This is a genomic window from Candidatus Limnocylindria bacterium, assembly GCA_036523395.1.
Classification (GTDB): domain Bacteria; phylum Chloroflexota; class Limnocylindria; order P2-11E; family P2-11E; genus CF-39.
In genome coordinates this window covers 1-19726 of the sequence record DATDEH010000117.1, presented here as the reverse complement: position 1 = coordinate 19726, position 19726 = coordinate 1, and the positions used below count along the sequence as shown (strand labels likewise).

Genomic DNA, 19726 nt, shown 5'->3' with positions numbered 1-19726 from the left:
CTGGAATCGGATGATCTGATCGGGATAGATCGGTGGCGCGTTCACCTTCTTCGATGTCAGCAGCTGCGCCGCGCCGAACCCGAGCCAGATGCGAGCCGGATCGTCGACGACGTAGATCTGCTCGGCCTTGCGCAGGGCCGTCTTGCGCTTGTCCTGGTCCGACGTGGCACGCTGCTCGTCGAGCAGCTTGTCCACCTCGGCGTTGGAGTAGGACGAGTCGTTGAACGGACGCTTCGTATAGATGTGGTCATAGGTGTTGCCATCCGGATCGATTCGACCGCTCCAGCCGACGAACGTCAGTCCCTTGAATGTGCGCGCCGACTGTAGCTCGAGGATCTTCGCGAACTCCAGCTGCTGGAGATCGGCGACGATGTCGGCCTTCTGCAGCTGATCCTTGATGAGCGTCGCGATCGTGAGCGTCGCGGGGTCGCCGGCAGGCACGAGCAGCTCGAAGGAGAGGGGCTTACCGACCTCCTGGACGAGCTTCTTCGCGCCCTCCGGGTCCGCCTTCTCGAACGGCTTGAAGCTGGGGTCGAAGGCGAAGTGGGCCGGGGCGATGGTGCCGTAGCCGACGGCGCCAAGGTTGAAGTACCCCTTGTCCAGGAGCTGAGCGCGATCGATCGCCAATGAGACGGCCTTCACGTAGCGCTTGTCGTTGAAGACGAAACCCGGCGCGCGGTTCGGGATCAGGCTGCGGAATGACAGCGCCGGCCGCTCCTGATACGTGAGCGAGCTCTCGTTGCGCGCCGTCGGGACGTCCTTCCCCGAGATGTTGTTCGAGACTTGCGCGTCGCCGGTGCGCAGGTTCGTAAATCGCGTGTCGCTATTGGTGATGGGCTTGACCGTGATCTTGTCGAGATACGGCAGCTTGTTGCCGTCCTTGTCCTTGCCCCACCAGCTGGGGTTCTTTTCCAAGGTCATGTGGTCGTCCTTGATCGCCTCGGTGATCATGAAGGGACCGCTGCCAGCCTTGAAGGCTTTGCGCGTGAAGTCATCGGGGTTCCCGATGGCCTCGAATGCCTTGCGCGACACCATCATGCTCGCGCGATCGACGAGGTTCGCAACGAGCGGTGAGAACGGCGACTTCAGGTTGAACTTGACGGTCGTCGGGTTGACGACCTCGACCGTGTCCACCGACGAGAGCTCGCCGGCACGCTGCGATCCTGTGGTCTTGATGTAGCGCTCGATATTCCACTTCACACTGTCCGCGTCGAACTTCGTGCCGTCGTGGTAGGTGACGTCGTCGCGCAGGGTGAACGTCACGCTCTTGCCGTCAGTCGACGGCTCCCACTTCGTAGCGAGCCAGGGGATGATCTTGCCGGTCTCGTCGATCCTGACCAGCGAGTCGTAGATCTGGTAGTAGATGTTGCGATCGACGAACGCTCGAGACTTGAGCGGATCGAAGTCGACGACGTCATTCTCGAGAACGAACGTGACCGTCCCGCCGTACGTCGGCTTGGCGGCGGCCGATGGTGCCGGGGACGTGCCGCCACCAGTCGTGCTCGACGGCGTGCCCGCGCACGCACCCGCCACCACGGCGAGGACCGCGAGGATCGTGAGCAGACGTGCCATGAACACCCCTCCCGGACCTGCGGCGCAGGTCGTCGAGGAGGATACGTCCGACTGGTAAGACCAGTTCAGCCTTCCGGCCCGACCAAGCCCGGTCTCGGGCAGCGAGACGGGGCGGCTCGCGCCGCCCCGTCATCTAAAGCTCCGGCTACGTGCGGTCCTGGACCCGATCGTCCACCCGCGTGGTGTGCACTTCGTCCTTCTCGACGCGCTCGCCACCCTTGGCGCCGAAGGCCGGCAGGATGCGTCGCGGACGTTCGGTCACGACCTCGCGCCGCTGTGTGCTCTGTACCGTCAAGGGCCGCCCGAGCGGGATCGGCCGGACCGGTGCGACGGCTGCAACGACCTGCGTCGGCGCGAGCAGCCCGCCGAGCCAGCCACCGAAGATCGCCGCGAGGAAACCGAGGATCGCGCCGAAGGTCAGCGCATCGCCGAGCGCGTACAGATTGAGATCGCGTACGCCGGGGATGATGTCGGCCGCCGAGCGGATGCCCGACGCCGCGAACAAGCCGTTGTCGGCGGCGACACCGAGCAGCATGAGTACGAGCAGCACGAACAGCGTGAAGAACGCGGTCATCATCCCGTGCCAGCTGGTGCGGTCGCCGGCCATACGGCCCGCGACGTAGCCACCCACCATGTACGAGAGGAAGAGGCCGAGCACGACGGGGACGGCCACCGCGATATCTCCGCCCACGGGCGCTCCGACGAGCAGACCCGCGACGAGGGGCGCGAAGATCACAGATGCGCCGACGGTCGCGACCCAGCCACCCAGGACCGCGCCCCACGCGGTGCTGGCCGGGCGCACGACCACATTCGAATTCGCCACGACAATCCCTCCTTGTGAGCCGGTTCGAGGCGGCCCTTGGCGCGCCGCTCCGGACCTGTCATGGGCATGCACATACCGGGCCGCACGGCCCGGGGGCAGCCTGCTAGGCGAGCGCTGCCTTTGCTCCGGCCGCGCGAGCGAGCCTCGGGGCGAGATCGATGCGCTCCCATGGAAGCTCGAGGTCTGGCCGGCCGAAGTGGCCGTACGCCGCGGTCTGCCGGTAGATGGGACGCCGAAGCTGGAACTGCTCGATGATCGCGCCGGGCCGGAAGTCGAAGAGCTCGTCGATGAGGCTCCGGATCTTCTCGTCCGACACTTTCCCGGTGCCAAAGGTCTCGACGTTCAGCGAGATCGGCCGCGCACCGCCGATGACATACGCGAGCTGGATCTCGCAGCGGTCCGCGAGACCCGCCTGCACGACGTTCTTCGCGACGTAGCGCGCCGCATATGCCGCCGAGCGATCGACCTTCGTCGGGTCCTTGCCGCTGAACGCGCCACCACCATGGCGCGCGTAGCCACCGTAGGTGTCGACGATGATCTTGCGCCCGGTGAGTCCCGCGTCGCCCATCGGCCCACCGATCGTGAACGCGCCCGTGCCGTTCACGCGGTACTTCGTCTTCGCGTCGAGCCAGCGCTCCGGGATCGCCGCCTTCACGACAACGTCACGGATCTCGGCCTCGATGCGGGCGTGAGCGATGTCCGGATCGTGCTGCGCGGCCACGACGACCGTGTGCACGCGCTGCGGAACGCCCCGCGCGTACTCGACGGTGACCTGGCTCTTGCCATCGGGCCGCAGCCACGGCAGGCGCTTCGACTTTCGCGCCGCGGCCAGCTCCTTCGCGACCGCGTGCGCGAGCGTGATCGGTAGGGGCATGAGCTCGTCGGTCTCGCGCACCGCGAAGCCGAACATCATCCCCTGGTCACCCGCGCCGAGCTCGTGCGGGTCCGTGCCTGCGCGCGCCTCGGACGATTCGTTCACGCCCTGCGCGATCTCGCGCGACTGTTCTTTGATGGCGGTGAGCACGCCGCAGCTCTGGTAGTCGAAGCCGTAATCGGCGTTGGTGTAGCCGATGTCCCTCACGATGCCGCGGACGAGGCCGGGCACGTCGACCCACGCGGTCGTCGTGATCTCGCCGCACACGAGGATGGTTCCGGTCGTCGTTGCGGTCTCGCAGGCGACGCGCGCGTTCGGATCCTGGCGGAGGCATTCGTCGAGCATCCCGTCGGAGATCTGGTCGCACAGCTTGTCCGGGTGGCCCTCGGTCACCGATTCGCTGGTGAAGAGCGTCTGTTCGGAGGTCATGAACGAGCTCGCCATTCTTATGTCCCCGCCTTCCATGACTTCGCGTAGATCGCCTGCTCGTCGGTCATCTTGTCGATCCGCATGCCCATGGCTTCGAGCTTGGTGCGTGAGATCTCCTCGTCGAGCTCGCGCGGGACCGGGTAGACCTGCGGGGGAAGAGCTCCCGCGTTCTTGATGAGGTATTCGATCGCGAGTGCCTGGTTCGCGAAGGACATGTCCATCACCGCCGCCGGGTTGGCCTCCGCTGCGACATGGTTCACCAGGCGGCCCTCGCCGAGCACGAAGAGCTTCCGTTCACCGAGGTCGTATTCCTCGACGAAGCGACGGATCTCCCGCTTCGAGCGGGCGAGCTTCTCGAGCGCGGCGAGCTCGATCTCGTCGTTGAAGTGCCCGGCGTTCGCGAGGATCGCGCCGTCCTTCATCGTCGGGAAATGCTTCGCCGCGATGACGTTCACATTGCCGGTGCAGGTGATGAAGAGATCGCCACGGCGGGCGGCCTCGGCGATCGGCATGACCTGGTAGCCGTCCATCGCCGCTTCAAGCCCACGCAGCGGGTCGACCTCGACGATGATGACGATCGAGCCCATCCCGCGGAACCGAGATGCGACGCCACGGCCGACCCAGCCGTACCCGGCCACGACGACCGTCTTCCCCGCGAGCAGGATGTTCGTCGCGCGCAGGATGCCGTCGACCGCCGACTGACCGGTGCCGTACTGGTTGTCGAACATGTGCTTGGTGTGCGCTTCGTTCACCGCGACGATCGGATAGGCGAGGATGCCTTCCGCCGCCATCGCGCGCAGCCGGATCACCCCGGTCGTGGTCTCCTCGGTGCCGCCCTTCACGTGCGGGAGCAGGTCCTTGCGCTCGGTGTGGAGCAGTGTGACGACGTCGGCGCCGTCATCCATCGTTATCTGCGGCTTCGTCTCGAGGACAGCGTTGATGTGCCGGAAGTAGGTATCGCGATCCTCACCCTTGCGTGCGAACACCGCGATCCCCTCGTTCGCGACGAGCGCCGCGGCGGCGTCGTCCTGCGTCGACAGGGGGTTCGACGCGCAGAGCGCGACGCTGGCTCCCGCATCGCGGAGCGCGATGGCGAGGTTCGCCGTTTCGGTGGTCACGTGAAGGCAGGCGGCGATGCGGAGTCCCGCGAACGGCCGCTCCTTCGCCATCCGCTTGGCGATGCCGGCGAGCACCGGCATCTCACGCCCGGCCCACTCGACGCGGCGAGAGCCGATCTCAGCCAGCCCGATGTCGACGACGTCATGACGCGGTGTTGTCGTGGTGGTCACTTCATCCTCCCCAGGATCCGATCCCAGGCCGAGCGACGCACCGCCGGGCCTTCGATGAACGGTCCGTGAACGTGGTAGCCGAGGCGGTCGTAGACCGCGATCGCCGGCGCGTTGTCCTGCCGCACGTTGAGCACGACGTCGCGGTGCTGCTCCAGCGCGGCCTCGGTCACCGCGGACGTGACCGTCGTGGCCATGCCCCGGTCGCGGTACGCGATGCGGGTCAGGACATTGCCGACGGCCGCGATGTTGGAAAGTCGCGAGCGCACGTGCGTCCCCGCGGCGGAGACGAGCGTACTTCCGATGTAGACGCCGAAGTAGATCTCGCGCTCGAGGCGCGCCTCGGTGAAGTACGTGCGCGAGGCGTGGCCGTAGAGATCGATGACGTCGTCGAGATGCTGCGGACCGAGGCGCGTGACACCGTGGGTCACGCGCGGGCGGAACGTCGCGACGGAGACGGCCATGCGATGCATCTTCTCGACGCGCTCGAAGCGGTACACGCTCTCGACGGCGAGCCGGCCAGATGGCGGCGTCGCCACGACGATGCGCGGCTCGCGGATGCCGTCGCGGAAGATCGTGACAAGCGCCTCGCTCTCGCCGGTGGCGAAGCACGGACGGAACGGCAGCGCTTCGACCACAAGAGCGCACGCGACGACCACGTCACCGCGCGTGGCGGTCCACCAACGCGCCTTCTCGATCTCCGCCGCGTCGATATCCGCGAGCGCGTATGCGGACATGAGGCGGTCACGCTGGAAGAATGCGCGCGCGCTCTCGGCCGAGGGCTGATCTTCGAGGCGGATCTCTGGAAGCAACGGGGCCGCGGTCATCGGTCCTCCTTCTTAGTGGAAAGGACCAAGCGGGCCTCCGCCGGTCGCCGGGTGGCTATGCCTGTATGAGTGTAACTATGTCGTAGCCCGCGAGCTTGTTTCGTCCTTTGAGCGCCACGAGTTCGATGAGGAACGCGAGCGCCACGATCTCACCTTTGAGCTGCTTCACGAGCTCGATCGTGCCGGCGACCGTGCCGCCGGTCGCGAGCAGGTCGTCGATGATCAACACCTTGGCACCGGGCTTGATCGCGTCCCTGTGCATCTCGAGCGTGGCCGAGCCGTATTCGAGGTCGTATTCGACGCTCACCACGTCGGCCGGGAGCTTGCCGAGCTTGCGGACCGGCACGAAGCCGACGCCGAGGTTGTACGCGATGGGGGCGCCGAAGATGAAGCCGCGGGATTCCATGCCCACCACCACGTCGACGTCGCGCGTGCCGATGCGCTCCATGAGCCCGTCGACAGCGGCCTTGAACGAGTCGCCGTCCTTGAGGAGCGTCGTGATGTCCTTGAACAGGATGCCCGGCTTCGGGAAGTCGGGGATGTCGCGGATCCGCGATGCGAGATCCTTGGCTGTCACGGGCACGGGCGAAGCCTAAACGAGGTGCGCATCGGTGAACAACCGTTCCACCCGATGCGTGAATCCGTCGCTCACGACGACGCTGACGTTGGTGTTCGTCGCAGGGCTCTTATCGAGACGCGGCAGCAGGCCGAGGAAATGGCTCATGAGGATGCGCGTGACGCCGCCGTGGCCGACGATGAGAACGCGCTGACCCGCGCTTTGGGCCGCGACGCGCGTGATCACCCCGTGCGCGCGCGACAGCACCTGCTCGAGCGTCTCGCCGCGTGGCCACGCGACGAAGCCGTCCTCGTACCCTGGCAGGCCCGCGACCTCGTCGAACGGGGTACCGGTCTTCTCCCCGACGTCGATCTCCACCAGATCGGGCTCGAGGTCGACCGGCAATTGCTGCCCGCGAGCGATGACGAGCGCCGTGTCACGGCACCGCGACAACGGGCTCGACACGATCCGGTCGAAACGGACATGCGACAACGCTTCCGCGACCGCCACGGCTTGCCGCCGGCCGAGCTCGGTGAGCGGACTATCGGTGCGCCCGGCGAAGCGGCGCGCAGCGTTGAACTCGCTCTCGCCGTGACGCACCAAATAGAAGGTGACGGGCTTCGTCATGCGGCGAGCAGGTCGGGGACCTCGGACCAACCCTGCACGCGGGTGACGAGGGGATGCTCGACCTCGCGGTTCCACGGATGGTCGAACAGGAAGACGCGTACGCCGGCTTCGGCCAGGCTGCGCGAGATCAGGTCATCGTCCTCGCAGAACGCGTCGAGGCGCAGCTCCTGGGCGAGTCGCGTCTTGTACCGCGCCGAGCCGTGAGGGTCGTACCGCCCACGTGGATAGTCGGGCGTGAACTCCCCGTGCGGCTTGAGGTGCACGGCCTTCGCGTAGTCGAAGAGCCCTTTCTCGCGCAGCCAGGTCTCGGTGATCATCCGCCGGCGCTCGGCGCGCGCGGTGATGAAGTACAGCTCGTGGCCGGAGGCGACCAGCTGCTCGAGCACGGCCGGGCAGTCCTGGTAGACCTCGAGCTCGCTGAAGAAGGTGCCGTCGTAGAGCTTGATGCGGAAGCGGTCGCGCTGCTCGGGCGTGACCTTCTCGAGACCCGGCACGAGCTTGTCGTAGGGCGTGTCCTTTTGCATCCGCGACAGGAGGTGCCATCCGATCTCCTGTTCATCGGGCAGCTCCACGCCGAACTCCTCCGCGAACTTGCGCAGGTAGGGCACCGCGCATATCGCCATCACGTCGTCGAGATCGATACCGATCCTCATGGCGCAAGTCTCAGGTCAGGCTGCGTCGCCCAGAGTCCGACAAGCAGAAGAGCGTTGAACGTCCAGTGCGCGGCGATGCTCGCGCCGAGCGATCGAACAGCGAGCCGAAGCGTGGCGAGCGCAACACCACCGACGAATACCGCCACAAGCGCGCCACCGACCGCGGGCAGGAACCACGGCGAGGGGGGCGCCATCGTGGTGTCGCCGACAGTCACGACCGCGACCGCGGAGTGCCACAGCGCGAACGTCGCACCGGAGCCGACGATCGCGGAGCGCGTGCCCATTTGTCGGAGCAGCCCGAAGAGTGTGCCACGGAACGCGAGCTCTTCCGGCAAGACCACACCGAGCGGCAGGAACACAGCGATATGTGTCGCCAACTCCGCGCCCGAGACCCGGTAGAGCGGCTCGTAGAGAATCGGCCGACCGGTAAGCGCCGGCGCGACCTGGAGCGCGGCGAGGCTCGCGAGCGCCAGAGTCGATCCGGCGAATGCCCCGACCGCAAGCCCGCGCGCGAGACGTGCTCGCGCGAGCCCGAGCGCGCCGGCATCGAGGCGCCCGCGGTAAGCGACGGCGAGCGCCACCGCGATGAGCCCGACGCCCGCGACAACGTAATCCCCGCTCCCGCCGGGGAGGATGGCGCTCGCGCCAATGAGCGGTGGCTGCGCGTTCCCCCAGGCGACGAGGAAAGCGGAGTAGAGCCAGATCACGCGGCGACCAGATCGAGCAGGCGCGTGAGCGCGTCGCGCCAGTCGCCGCGCGTATCGAGCACCGAGAGGCGGATCTGCCGCTGGCCCGTCTGCGCCTTGGGGAACGCGCGCGTGACCGCGCCGCGCTGCGCGGACGTGATGTCGCGCGCGAGCACCAGACGCAGCTCCGGACCCCGTGCGCGCACCTCGGTCGCGCCGGCGCTGACCGCGCGCAGCTTCACCTCGACGCCGTACAGGAGGTTGCGCACGGGATCGGGCGGCGGACCGTAGCGATCGCGCAGCTCGTCGCGCAGCGCGCTCAGATCGTCGAGCGACCGCAGCTCGGCGATGCGACGGTAGAGCTCGAGCTTGCGCTGACGGCTCGGGACATACTCGTCGGGGATCGCGGTCGAGAGCGCGAGGTCCACAGTGACCTCCGGGAGCGCCTCGGCCTTCGGCTCGCCACGCTGCTCGTTGACCGCCTCCTCGAGAAGCTGCGTGTAGAGCTCGAAGCCGACGGCCGCGACGTGCCCGTGCTGCTCGGCGCCGAGGATGTTGCCGGCGCCGCGGATCTCCAGGTCGTGCATCGCGATCTTGAAGCCCGCGCCGAGCTCGCTCGCCTCGAACACCGCTTGGAGTCGCTTCCGAGCGTCGTCAGACAGCCGCTCCTGCTTCTCGTGCAGCAGATACGCGTACGCCTTCGCGGCGCTGCGGCCGACGCGCCCACGCAGCTGGTAGAGCTGCGCAAGGCCGAGCTGGCCCGCGCGGTCGATCACGATCGTGTTCACGTTCGGGATGTCGAGACCCGATTCGATGATCGTCGTGCAGACGAGGACATCGTGCTCCGCGTCCGCGAACTCCACCATGACACGTTCGAGCTTCCGCTCGTCCATCTGACCGTGCCCGACGATGAACCGCGCCTGCGGCACGAGAGCGCGGAGGCGCTGTGTCTCGTGCTCGATCCCCTGGACGCGGTTGTGGACGAAGAAGACCTGCCCACCGCGGTCGAGCTCGCGGAGGATCGCTTCACGAAGCACGTCGTCGGTGCGCTCGACGACGTGTGTCTCGATCGGTTGGCGATCCTCGGGCGGCGTCTCGATGACGCTGATGTCGCGGACGCCGGAAAGGGCCATATGGAGCGTGCGCGGGATCGGCGTCGCGGTCATCGAGAGGACGTGCACCTCGGTACGCATCTGCTTCATGCGCTCCTTGTGCTTCACGCCGAAGCGGTGCTCTTCGTCGATGACCAAGAGGCCGAGGTCGCGGAAGCGCACGTCCTTCTGGAGTAGGCGGTGCGTGCCGATGACGATGTCGACCTCGCCGGTCTCGAGCTGCGCGACGACCTCGCGCTGCTCGGGCGGCGTGCGGAAGCGCGAGAGCATCGCGACGCGCACGGGGAACGTCGCGAGCCGCTCGGAGAACGTCTCGAAATGCTGCTGCGCGAGGACGGTGGTGGGAACGAGCACCGCGACCTGCTTGCCGTCCTGCACGGCCTTGAACGCCGCGCGCAAAGCGACTTCGGTCTTGCCGTAGCCGACATCGCCTACCACCAGACGGTCCATCGGCCGCGCGCGCTCGAGGTCGCGCTTGGCGTCCTCGATCGCCGCGAGCTGGTCGGGTGTCTCGGTGAACGGGAACGCGTTCTCCATCTCGATCTGCCAGGGCGTGTCCTTGCCGAACGCGTACGCGCTGATCGTCTCCCGTGCGGCGTAGAGCCGGATGAGCTCGCGCGCGATCTCCTCCGCCGCCTTCTTCGCCTTGCGCTTCGTCACGGCCCAGTCGCGCCCGCCAAGCGCGGACAACGCCGGTGGCGTCCCGCCGACGTAGCGCGTCACGCGGTCCACGCGCTCGGTCGGCAGCGCGACGACGTCGGTGCCGGCGAAACGGAGCTCGAGGTACTCGCGCACGACGCCAGCGATCTCGCGCGTGATGAAGCGCTCGAACCGCGCGATGCCGTGGTCCTCGTGCACGACGTGGTCGCCCGGCTTGAGATCGGAGAGGAACGAGCCGACCGCGACGCGCCGGCGGCGGCGCTCGGGATGCCGCGGCTTGCGGAAGCCGAAGACCTCCGCGTCGGTGAACACGCGGAGCGCCAGCTCCGGCACGGCGAAGCCCTCCGCGAGGCCGACGTGCGCGAGGACGAGCGCCCCGTCCGACGGCGTTTCGGGAACGGTGTCGCGCGGCGCGGTGGTCACGTCGCGGTCGGCGAGCAGCTCGGCGAGCCGCGCGGCCTGGGGCGACGCGACCACGCGCAGGTCGCGACCCGAGGCGGCGACCTCTCCCAGGAACGCGTCGAGGCGGCCGGCGTACGAGGTGATCCCAACCCACCCGAGCCGCAGCGCGTCGGCATCGGGTCGCACGCGCACCGCGCCGTGTTCGTCGGCCGACGCATCGAGACGGTCGCGCGGTACGTACGGCGGCGGGAACGCCGCTACTGCCAGTCCATGCTCGCGAAGCTCCTCGCGCCGCTCGTCGGCCTGCGCCTCGTGCGCGTCATGCGTGAGGCCGAGCTCGACGGAGTCCTCGAACACCACCGTGGCGCGCTCACCGAGGTGATCGAGCAGCGATGCGGTCGCACCGAGCGCCGGGGCGAACGCATCGGTGCCCGGGGAGGCGCGGCCCTCGCGGAGCGCTTCGACCAGAGATGCGTAAGCCTGGAGCTCGTCCTCCTCATCGCGCCGTACGTCCCAGCCGAGCGCGGCGAGGCGCTCGGCGAGCGCGGGTGCGCCTTCGAGCGAGTACTCGCGGGCGGGCAGCACGTCGACGGCATCGATTGCGTCCTGCGAGCGCTGCGTGACCGGATCGAATCTGCGGAGTGTCTCGATGTCGTCGCCGAAGAGCTCGATGCGGACCGGCATGTCGGCGGAGGCCGGATACACGTCGAGGATCCCGCCGCGACGCGAGAAGCTACCCGGCTCGCTCACCTCGGCGACCGGCTCGTATCCGAGCTCGAAGAGCCACGCCGCCGTCTCATTCCACGACACGCGGTCGCCGGCGCGCAGCGTCCGGCCGCGCTCACGCAGATGCTCGGGCGCGATCGTGTGCTGCATGAGCGCGCGCAGCGACGCGACGACCGCCACCGGCTCGGCCGCGGTGTGCGCGCGCCACAGCGTGAGGAGACGTTGATGGACCGCCCCCGCGGACGCGGTGCCGACCTCGTACGGCATCGTCTCGCGCTCGGGGAACGAGAGAACGCGCTCCTCACCGAGCCACGCGGCAAGCTCCGCGCGCCACCGCCGAGCGCGATCCTCGCTCGGCGCGACCACGACGACACTCCTGCGCGCGACCTCAACGAGCGCCGCCCACGCGAACGCGCGCGCGCCGGCGGACGCATCGGCGATCTTGGTCGAGCGCCGGTCCTCGAGGCGCTCGGCGAGCTCACGGAAGCGCTCGCTTCGGTCGGCGAGAGCGAGGATGCCGCCGAGTCGGGCAGCCGATACGGACGTCGCCGTGCTAGCCATTGAATTTGTCCATGGCGCGCTTGATCCCGTCGCGGACCGCGACCTCGGCCGCCTCGGCGCCGCGAACGATCACCTGATCCGCTTCGGCTCGCTCATCGGCCGTGAATGGCGACAGGACGTACTGCGCGAGGTCGCCGATCTCGGTCGTCGGATCGACCGGCGCGACGCCGATCCGCAGGCGCGGAAAGCCTTCACCGATCTCGCTCGTGATCGAGCGCATCCCGTTATGCGTGCCGGGGCCGCCGCGTTCGCGCAGCCGGACCTTCCCGAGCGGCAGGTCGACCTCGTCGAAGACGACGAGCAGCGCGTCGGGCGGGAGGCGGTAGCGGTCGAGCAGCTTCGCGACCGCACGCCCGCTGTCGTTCATGAAGGTCTGCGGCCGCGCGATCGCGATCCGAAGATCGCCCAGCGAGCCCTCGGCGATGCGAGACTCGGCGGCCTTCGTGTCGAATTCGAGGCGCGCGCGCTTCGCCAGCTTGTTCGCGACCTGGAAGCCGACGTTGTGTCGCGTGTTGGCATACCCGTCGCCCGGATTACCGAGACCGACGACGAGCCGATCGACGCGCGGCGGTGACGAACGCCCGAACAGTTTCGCCAGGCGGACCAGTGCTCTCTCCTTTATCTATGTAGACGCCGAAAAGGGGCTCCACCGAATATGCCGGTGGGGCCCCGCGGACGCTTATCGACGACAAGTTTAGCGTGACCGCCGTGCGCCTCGCTCTCTATGGCTTCGGGAACGTCGGGCGGGCGCTCGCCCGGTTGCTCGTCGCGACGGGGGCGCCGTTCACGGTGACCGCGCTCGTGACAGGCCGGCACGGCGCCGTCGTATACCCGAACGGCATCGATCTCCGAACGATCCTCGCGGGAACGGATCTGCCTGGCCCCGGCATGGCCCTCGAGCCCACCCATGCGGACTTCGACCCGGGGATGCCATTCGTTCCTCCGCGGCCGGGCAAACTGCCCGCGGACATCTTGGTCGAGATGACACCGCTCGACCCGCGTACGGGCGAGCCGGCCCTGTCGTACATCCGCGAGGCTCTGGAGTCCGGAAAGCACGTCGTCACGGCGAACAAGGGGCCGATCGCGCGCGCGTATCGCGAGCTCGACGCGCTGGCGACGCGTCAGGGCCGGATGCTGCGTTTCGAGGCGACGCTCGCCGACTGCCTGCCGGTGTTCACCCTGCGACGTGCTGCGCTCCCGCTCGCGAAGATCACCGCGATCCGCGGGATCGTGTCGAGCACGAACAACCACATCATCTCCGCGGCGGCGGCCGGCGTCCCGTTCGCCGACGCGCTCGCGGAGGCGCAGCGGCTCGGCATCGCCGAGGCCGACCCGCGCAACGACCTCGACGGCCACGATGCGGCGGCGAAGGCCACGATCCTCGCGAACGTGCTTATGGACGCCCGTCTCGTGCCCGAGGACGTGACGCGCGAGCCGATCGACGAGCATGTGGCTCAAGCAGCTCGCGCCGCGGCCAAGAACGGGGACCGCGTGCGTCCGCTCATCGAGATCGCGCGCCGCGGCGAGGGCGTCGTCGCCTCGTTCGGGCCTCGCCGCCTTGGTCCGCTGGATCCGCTCTACGCGGTGGACGACTTCTCGATGGGGCTCGTCTACGACACGGACCTGGCCGGGCGCGTCGTGGTCCAGCTCCACGACCCGCACGTCGACCAGGTCGCGTACGCGATCCTGACCGACCTCCTCGAGATCAGCGGTACGATGCCGCGACCGTGACACGGTGGTCCTCGCGCGACACCAGGTCGCTGGGCATCGGCCTGGCCTATCTCGCGCCGTCGCTGCTCCTGTTCGCAGCGTTCGTGTTCATCCCGCTCGCGCAGACCATCTACCTCAGCTTCTTCAACACGCGAGCCACAGGAGCGATCACCACGTTCGCCGGGCTCGATCACTACCTGGAGCTGCTGACATCAGAGGCCTTTCGCACCGGGCTAGTTGCGACCGCGCAGTTCGCCCTATACACGGTCCCCGTCGGGATCGCGCTCGGCCTGGTCCTCGCAGTCATGCTCAACCAGAGGCTCCGCGGGATCAACGTCTTCCGCACGATGATGTCAAGCACGATCGCGATCTCGGCGGCGGTCGGCGCGCTCATCTGGCTGCTGTTGTTCAACCCGAGCCTCGGCTTGCTCAACTACGTGCTGTCGCGCGTCGGCGTGCACGGACCCGAATGGCTCATCCAGCCCACGACCGCGATCATCGCCGTCTCGGTCACCACGATCTGGCTGACTCTCGGGACGAACATCATCGTGCTGCTCTCGGGTCTTCAGGGCGTGCCCGAGGAGATCTATGAGGCGGCGCGCCTCGATGGCGCGCGCGGTCTACGCATGTTCACTCGCATCACCATCCCGATGGTGTCGCCATCCCTGTTCTTCCTTCTGGTCGTCGACACGGTCGCCGTGCTACAGGCCTTTACGCAGATCCACCTACTCACGCGTGGTGGTCCGGTGGATGCGACGCGGGTCCTCGTGTACAGCATCTACCTGGACGCGTTCCAGAACTTTCAGTTCGGCTTCGCGAGTGCCCAGGCGGTGATCCTGTTCCTGCTCGTCATGGGCCTCACGCTCATCCAGTTCCGCTTCGTCGAGCGACTGGTCCATTACCAATGAGCGAGTACCGGTGAGCATCCGCGCTGTCGCGAGCTACGCGCTGCTCGTGGTCGGTTCGATCGCGGTCGCGTTCCCGCTCCTTCTCGCACTCTCGTACTCACTGATGAGCGAGTCCGAGATCGCGACTTTCCCACCACCCATCTTCCCGGCGCAGCCCACACTGGACAACTACGGAAAGGTGTTCGCGACGATCCCGATCGGCCGTTATCTGCTGAACAGCATCATCGTATCGTCAGCCGTGGTGGCGGGCCAGCTCGTCACAGCTGGCCTGGCCGCGTATGCGTTCTCGTTCCTCGTCTTCCGCGGGCGGCAGCTGCTCTTCTTCCTGTTCCTCAGCACTCTGATGATCCCCTGGGAGGCCACGATCATCCCGAACTACATGACGATTCGGACGATCGGATGGCTCGACACGTACCAAGGACTGGCGGTGCCGTTCATGGCCACGGCCTTCGGCACGTTCCTGCTGCGGCAGGCATTCCTGCAGATTCCACGTGAGCTGTGGGACGCGGCGCGGATCGATGGCGCGTCCTCGTTCCGCTTCCTGATCTCGACCGTGATCCCGCTCTCGCGGCCGGCGCTGGGCACGGTCGCGATCTACGGCTTTCTGTCGACCTACAACCAGTACTTCTGGCCGCTCCTCGTGACCAATCAGGTCCTCATGCGCACGACCCAGGTCGGCATCGCGCAGCTGCGGTTCGAAGAATCGCTACGTTGGGGCCTCGTGATGGCAGGTGTCATCATGGTCGCAGTACCGACGCTCGCCCTGCTCGTGCTGGGGCAGCGCCAGCTGATCCGGGGCCTCACCGCGGGGGCGGTGAAGGGCTAGGACGATGGAGAGAAAGATGCGCAAACTCGCAACACTCGCACTCGCGTTCACGATCGTGGCCACGGCCTGCGGTGGCTTGGCGCCAGGCGGATCTGACAGCAGCGCACTCGCGCCCGCGAAGGACATCGCGCCCGCTGCGGCGATCACCTGGTGGCACGCGATGGGCGGCGTGAACGGTGAGGCGATCAACAGGATCGTTGCCGCCTTCAACACCAGCCAGAGCAAGATCAAGGTCGAGGCCATCTTCCAGGGCAACTACGACGACTTGCTCGCGAAGCTGAACACCGCCATCGCGTCGAACGCCGCGCCGGCCCTTGTGCAGGTGTACGACATCGGCCAGCGCTACATGTACGACAGCGGCCAAGTCGTGCCGATGCAAGCGTTCATCGACCGCGACAAGTTCGACACGAAGGACTTCGAGCCCGCGGTGATCAACTACTACAAGTACCAGGACAAGCTTCAGAGCATGCCTTGGAACGCATCCTCCTCGATCCTCTTCTACAACAAGGACGCCTTTAAAGAGGTCGGCCTTGACCCGGAGAAGCCTCCGGTGACATTCACCGAGGTTGCCGAAGCCGCGAAGAAGCTCACGAAGAAGGACGCGAGTGGCGCGACCGTCCGCTTCGGCTTCGGCCCATCGATCTACGGCTGGCTCTTCGAGCAGCTCATGGCGACTTCCGCCGCGCCGTACGCCGACAACGGCAACGGACGCGATAACCGGGCGACGAAGGTTCTCTGGAATAGTGCGCAAGGAAAGGCCATTCTCGACTGGTGGAAGGCCGGCGTGGACGGAGGCTACTTCTACAACCCCGGGATCGACAACGCAGGCTCCACGAACGCGTTCAACTCGGGTAAGACCGCGATGTACATCGAGAGCACCGCCACGCTCCGCAACACGATCAATGTCGCCAAGTTCCAAGTGGGGACCGGCCTGTATCCCCGGCCGGATAGCAAGCCGAAGGACGGCGGCAACATCATCGGAGGCGCATCGCTCTACATCATGAAGAGCCGGCCGCCGGCCGAGCAGCAGGCCGCCTGGGAATTCGTGAAATACGCGATGACCCCGGCGGTGCAGGGGCAGTGGCAGTCAGACACGGGCTACTACCCGATCGTGAAGGCCGCCTACGACACGGGGCCGAGCAAGGAGTGGGCGACCAAGTACCCGCAGTTCCTCACCGCGATCACGCAGATCCGTGAATCACCGCAGAACCGCAACACCAACGGCGCGGTCCTGGGCGTCATGCCGCAGGCCCGCCAGCGCACCCAAAAGATGATCGAGTCTGTTCTGCTTGGGCAGGCGACCAGCCAGGCGGCGCTCGATGCTGCCGTGACGGAAATCAACGCCGCGATCGACAAATACAACAAGGCGAACCCGTAACGTAAACACACGAGAAGAGACGGTGCGGTCGCTCGGCGGCCGCACCGTCGATCTCCTGGTCATCGGCGGCGGCATCATCGGAGCGGGGATCGCGCGTGACGCGGCTCTCCGCGGACATTCGGTCGCTCTCGTCGAGCAGGACGACTTCGCCTCCGGGACGACCTCACGGCCGACGCGTCTCATCCACGGCGGCCTGCGCTATCTCGAACTCTTCGACTTCGCGCTGGTGCGCAGCGACATGCGCGAGCGCGAGATCCTCCTTCGCATCGCGCCGCACCTCGTGTTCCCGCTCGCGTTCCTCCTGCCGTTCTACCGGCCCAGCCTCTGGTACCAGTTCAAGCTGCGCATCGGCATGCAGCTCTACGACGCCCTCTCGCTCGACAAGACACTGCCGAAGCGAAAGTGGCTCGGTCGCGACGAGACGCTCGCGGCGGAACCGGCACTCGATCCCGACGGACTCACCGGCGCCTGGCGCTTCTATGACGCACAGGTGCCGCTGGTGGAGCGCCTGGTCATCGAGAACGTCGTCGACGCGGCAGATCACGGCGCGCTCGTCCTCAATCACGCTCGCGCGACGTCCTACCTGCGTGAGGGCGACCGCGTCGGCGGCGCCGTCGTGCGCGACAGGATCGCCGACGCCGATCTCGAGGTGCGTGCACGACTGACCATCAACGCCACGGGCCCGTGGCTGGATCGGACGATCGCGCCGCTGCGCCGGACCGCGAAGCCCCTGCTCCGGCTCACAAAGGGCATCCACATCGTCACGCCGCGCGCCACGCAGCAGGCGCACGTCCTGTTCGCGAAGCGCGACGGCCGCTTGTTCTTCGTCGTGCCCTGGCTCGACAGCACGATCGTCGGCACGACCGACACCGACTACGAGGGAGATCCCGCCGACGCGTCCGCGACGGAGGAGGACGTGCGCTATCTGCAGGACGAGGCGCATCGCGCCTTCCCCAACGCGCCGTTCGACGAGATCTTCTTCACATGGGCGGGCGTCCGCGCGCTGGTCCGCGAGGAAGGCGTGAGCGAGGGCCAGGTGTCGCGGAAGCACGCGCTCTTCGACCACGAGCGCCGCGACGGCGTCGCGGGCGTCCTGTCCGTCGTCGGCGGGAAGATCACCGCGTACCGCGCCATCGCCGAGGAGGTGACCGACCTCGCGGCGCGAAAGCTCGGTCCCGTCGGCAGCGCCGCGATCCGCGGATCCTCGACCGCCTCCACACCGCTGCCAGGCGCGGATGGGTCGCGTGCGCTCGCGATCGCCGCCCTGGCCGCAGATGATCCGTCCCTGGCAGCGCCGCTCTGTCCCCACTACAAGGGCATGGCGGCGGAGATCGTCCACGCCGTTCGGAGCGAGTGGGCGCGGACGATCGGCGATGCGCTGCTACGGCGAACGGCGCTCGGCCTCGCGCCGTGCCAGGGCCTCGACTGCATCGACGTCGTCGCGGGGCTGATGGGACCGCTCCTCGGCTGGGATGCCGAGCGGACCAAGGGCGAGGTCGCAGCGTACTGCCGCGAGGTCGAGCCCATGCGTCGCTTCAGCGTGAAGTGACATTCGTCCTGGCGCTCGACCAGGGAACGACCGGCTCGGCCGCGCTCGTCTTCGACGCCGACGGAGCGGTCCGCGGCGCCGCCGACCGCGAGACCCGGCAGAGCTACCCGGCGTCCGGCCATGTCGAGCACGACCCCGACGAGATCTTCGCGACGACCATCGCGGTCGGCCGCGATGCGCTCGCCGCGGCCCGCATCGGTGCGAAGGACGTCGCGGGCATAGGCATCACGAATCAGCGCGAGACCACCGTGGTCTGGGAACGCGCGACGGGCCGCCCGATCCACCCCGCGGTGGTGTGGCAGAGCCGCGCGAGCGCACAGATCTGCGAAGCGCTGCGCGCCCGCGGGCTCGAGGGGCTCGTGCGCGAGCGCACCGGACTCGTCATCGACGCCTACTTCTCCGCGACGAAGGTCCGCTGGATCCTCGATCAGGTCCCCGGCGCGCAGGCGCGCGCCGAAGCCGGCGAGCTGCTGTGCGGGACCATCGACACGTGGCTGGTGTGGAAGCTCACGGGCGGCCGCGTTCACGTGACGGACGTATCCAACGCATCGCGGACGATGGTCTTCGACATCCACCGACGTCGATGGGACGACGAGCTGCTCGCGATGCTCGACCTGCCGCGCTCGATGTTCGCAACGCCCGTGCCGTCGAAGGGCGTCGTCGGCGAAACCGACCCATCACATTTCGGCACGGCGGTGCCGATCGCCGGGATCGCGGGCGACCAGCAGGCAGCGCTGTTCGGGCAGACGTGCTTCGCATCCGGCGAGGCGAAGAACACCTATGGCACCGGCTGCTTCCTGCTCGCGAACACCGGCGCGACCGCAGCGCCGGCGCGCGGCGGTCTGCTCACGACGATCGCGTGGGACATCGGCGACGGCGTGCGCTACGCGCTCGAAGGGAGCGCGTTCATCACCGGCGCCGCGGTGCAGTGGCTGCGCGACGGTCTTGGCATCATCACGCGCGCTGAGGAGACCGAGGCGCTCGCGTCAAGCCTCACCGGCAACGACGGCGTGTACTTCGTCCCCGCGTTCACCGGCCTCGGCGCGCCGCACTGGGACATGTACGCACGCGGACTCCTCATTGGGATCGAGCGCGGGACCACGCGTGCGCACGTCGCGCGGGCGACCCTCGAGAGCATCGCCTATCAGACGCGCGATCTCGTCGAGGCGATGCGCGCGGCCGGACAGTCCATCGACGTCTTGCGCGCCGATGGTGGCAGCACCGCAAACCGCTTCCTCATGCAGTTCCAGTCGGATCTGCTCGGCGTGCCGGTCGAGGTGGCCGCCATACAAGAGACGACGGCACTCGGTGCGGCGTTCCTCGCCGGTCTCGCGGTCGGTGTATGGAAGACGCCAGACGAGCTACGTCGGAGGCGAGCGGTCGCGGCGCGCTACGAGCCGACGATGTCAGTTGATCAACGTCGCTTCCTCTACGACGGTTGGCAGCGCGCTGTCGAACGCTCGCGCGGTTGGGCATCGAGCACGCCGGGCTGAGGACTACTCCTTAGGCACGCGCTCCGGGAAGTCGGACATGATCCCGTCGACCGACCAGTTGCGGAACG

At 67.7% G+C, this 19726-nt stretch carries 17 protein-coding genes; 6 read left to right on the top strand and 11 right to left on the bottom strand.

What is annotated here, in order from left to right; translation table 11 throughout:
• From VI056_14710 to pth, 11 genes are all read right to left on the bottom strand, one after another.
• Positions 1-1572: ABC transporter substrate-binding protein (locus VI056_14710; protein ID HEY6204271.1), on the bottom strand; the 1572-nt coding region annotated here is incomplete at its 3' end.
• Between the two features lie 145 nt (positions 1573-1717).
• Positions 1718-2395, bottom strand: a complete 678-nt coding sequence (locus VI056_14705) for a TIGR04086 family membrane protein (GenBank protein ID HEY6204270.1) — start codon at positions 2393-2395, stop codon at positions 1718-1720.
• 103 nt (positions 2396-2498) lie between these two features.
• Positions 2499-3698, bottom strand: a complete 1200-nt coding sequence (gene metK, locus VI056_14700; protein ID HEY6204269.1) for a methionine adenosyltransferase — start codon at positions 3696-3698, stop codon at positions 2499-2501.
• A 17-nt stretch (positions 3699-3715) separates the two neighbouring features.
• The gene (ahcY, locus tag VI056_14695) at positions 3716-4987 is read right to left on the bottom strand and encodes an adenosylhomocysteinase (GenBank protein ID HEY6204268.1); all 1272 of its coding nucleotides are present in this window, start codon (positions 4985-4987) and stop codon (positions 3716-3718) included.
• Entirely contained in the window at positions 4984-5811 is an 828-nt protein-coding gene (locus VI056_14690) for a GNAT family N-acetyltransferase (GenBank protein HEY6204267.1), read from the bottom strand. Before VI056_14690 ends, ahcY begins: the two co-directional genes overlap by 4 nt.
• A 55-nt stretch (positions 5812-5866) precedes the next feature.
• Positions 5867-6394 (bottom strand): adenine phosphoribosyltransferase, encoded by a 528-nt coding sequence (locus tag VI056_14685; GenBank protein ID HEY6204266.1) that lies wholly within the window; start codon positions 6392-6394, stop codon positions 5867-5869.
• A gap of 9 nt (positions 6395-6403) precedes the next feature.
• The gene (locus VI056_14680; protein HEY6204265.1) at positions 6404-6994 is read right to left on the bottom strand and encodes a histidine phosphatase family protein; all 591 of its coding nucleotides are present in this window, start codon (positions 6992-6994) and stop codon (positions 6404-6406) included.
• A complete protein-coding gene (locus VI056_14675; GenBank protein ID HEY6204264.1) occupies positions 6991-7647 on the bottom strand; it encodes a hypothetical protein in 657 nt (218 codons plus the stop codon). The genes VI056_14680 and VI056_14675 overlap by 4 nt, the downstream gene beginning before the upstream one ends.
• The gene (locus tag VI056_14670; protein HEY6204263.1) at positions 7644-8354 is read right to left on the bottom strand and encodes a CPBP family intramembrane glutamic endopeptidase; all 711 of its coding nucleotides are present in this window, start codon (positions 8352-8354) and stop codon (positions 7644-7646) included. Before VI056_14670 ends, VI056_14675 begins: the two co-directional genes overlap by 4 nt.
• Positions 8351-11794: a transcription-repair coupling factor gene (gene mfd, locus VI056_14665; protein HEY6204262.1), complete on the bottom strand. Its 3444-nt coding sequence runs from the start codon at positions 11792-11794 to the stop codon at positions 8351-8353. Before mfd ends, VI056_14670 begins: the two co-directional genes overlap by 4 nt.
• Entirely contained in the window at positions 11787-12383 is a 597-nt protein-coding gene (gene pth, locus VI056_14660) for an aminoacyl-tRNA hydrolase (protein HEY6204261.1), read from the bottom strand. The genes mfd and pth overlap by 8 nt, the downstream gene beginning before the upstream one ends.
• A 119-nt stretch (positions 12384-12502) precedes the next feature.
• Between pth and VI056_14655 the strand changes: the two genes are divergently transcribed.
• The 6 genes from VI056_14655 to glpK are packed head-to-tail and all read left to right on the top strand — an operon-like array spanning position 12503 to position 19658.
• On the top strand, positions 12503-13525 hold the full coding sequence (locus VI056_14655) for a homoserine dehydrogenase (GenBank protein HEY6204260.1): 1023 nt from the start codon (positions 12503-12505) through the stop codon (positions 13523-13525).
• Positions 13522-14412, top strand: a complete 891-nt coding sequence (locus VI056_14650; GenBank protein ID HEY6204259.1) for a sugar ABC transporter permease — start codon at positions 13522-13524, stop codon at positions 14410-14412. The genes VI056_14655 and VI056_14650 overlap by 4 nt, the downstream gene beginning before the upstream one ends.
• Before the next feature lie 10 nt (positions 14413-14422).
• Positions 14423-15238, top strand: coding sequence for a carbohydrate ABC transporter permease (locus VI056_14645; GenBank protein ID HEY6204258.1), 816 nt, complete (start codon positions 14423-14425; stop codon positions 15236-15238).
• Positions 15239-15254: 16 nt separating this feature from the next.
• Positions 15255-16616 (top strand): ABC transporter substrate-binding protein, encoded by a 1362-nt coding sequence (locus tag VI056_14640; protein HEY6204257.1) that lies wholly within the window; start codon positions 15255-15257, stop codon positions 16614-16616.
• 22 nt (positions 16617-16638) lie between these two features.
• A complete protein-coding gene (locus VI056_14635; GenBank protein ID HEY6204256.1) occupies positions 16639-18165 on the top strand; it encodes a glycerol-3-phosphate dehydrogenase/oxidase in 1527 nt (508 codons plus the stop codon).
• Complete coding sequence (glpK, locus tag VI056_14630; GenBank protein ID HEY6204255.1) at positions 18162-19658, top strand: glycerol kinase GlpK; 1497 nt, start codon at positions 18162-18164, stop codon at positions 19656-19658. The genes VI056_14635 and glpK overlap by 4 nt, the downstream gene beginning before the upstream one ends.
• Positions 19659-19726 lie beyond the last annotated feature (68 nt).

Coding starts and splice junctions, on each gene's coding strand:
- metK (HEY6204269.1), bottom strand. CDS start 3,698: ATGACCTCCGAACAGACGCTCTTCACCAGCGAATCGGTGACCGAGGGC.
- VI056_14690 (HEY6204267.1), bottom strand. CDS start 5,811: ATGACCGCGGCCCCGTTGCTTCCAGAGATCCGCCTCGAAGATCAGCCC.
- VI056_14680 (HEY6204265.1), bottom strand. CDS start 6,994: ATGACGAAGCCCGTCACCTTCTATTTGGTGCGTCACGGCGAGAGCGAG.
- VI056_14675 (HEY6204264.1), bottom strand. CDS start 7,647: ATGAGGATCGGTATCGATCTCGACGACGTGATGGCGATATGCGCGGTG.
- mfd (HEY6204262.1), bottom strand. CDS start 11,794: ATGGCTAGCACGGCGACGTCCGTATCGGCTGCCCGACTCGGCGGCATC.
- VI056_14640 (HEY6204257.1), top strand. CDS start 15,255: ATGCGCAAACTCGCAACACTCGCACTCGCGTTCACGATCGTGGCCACG.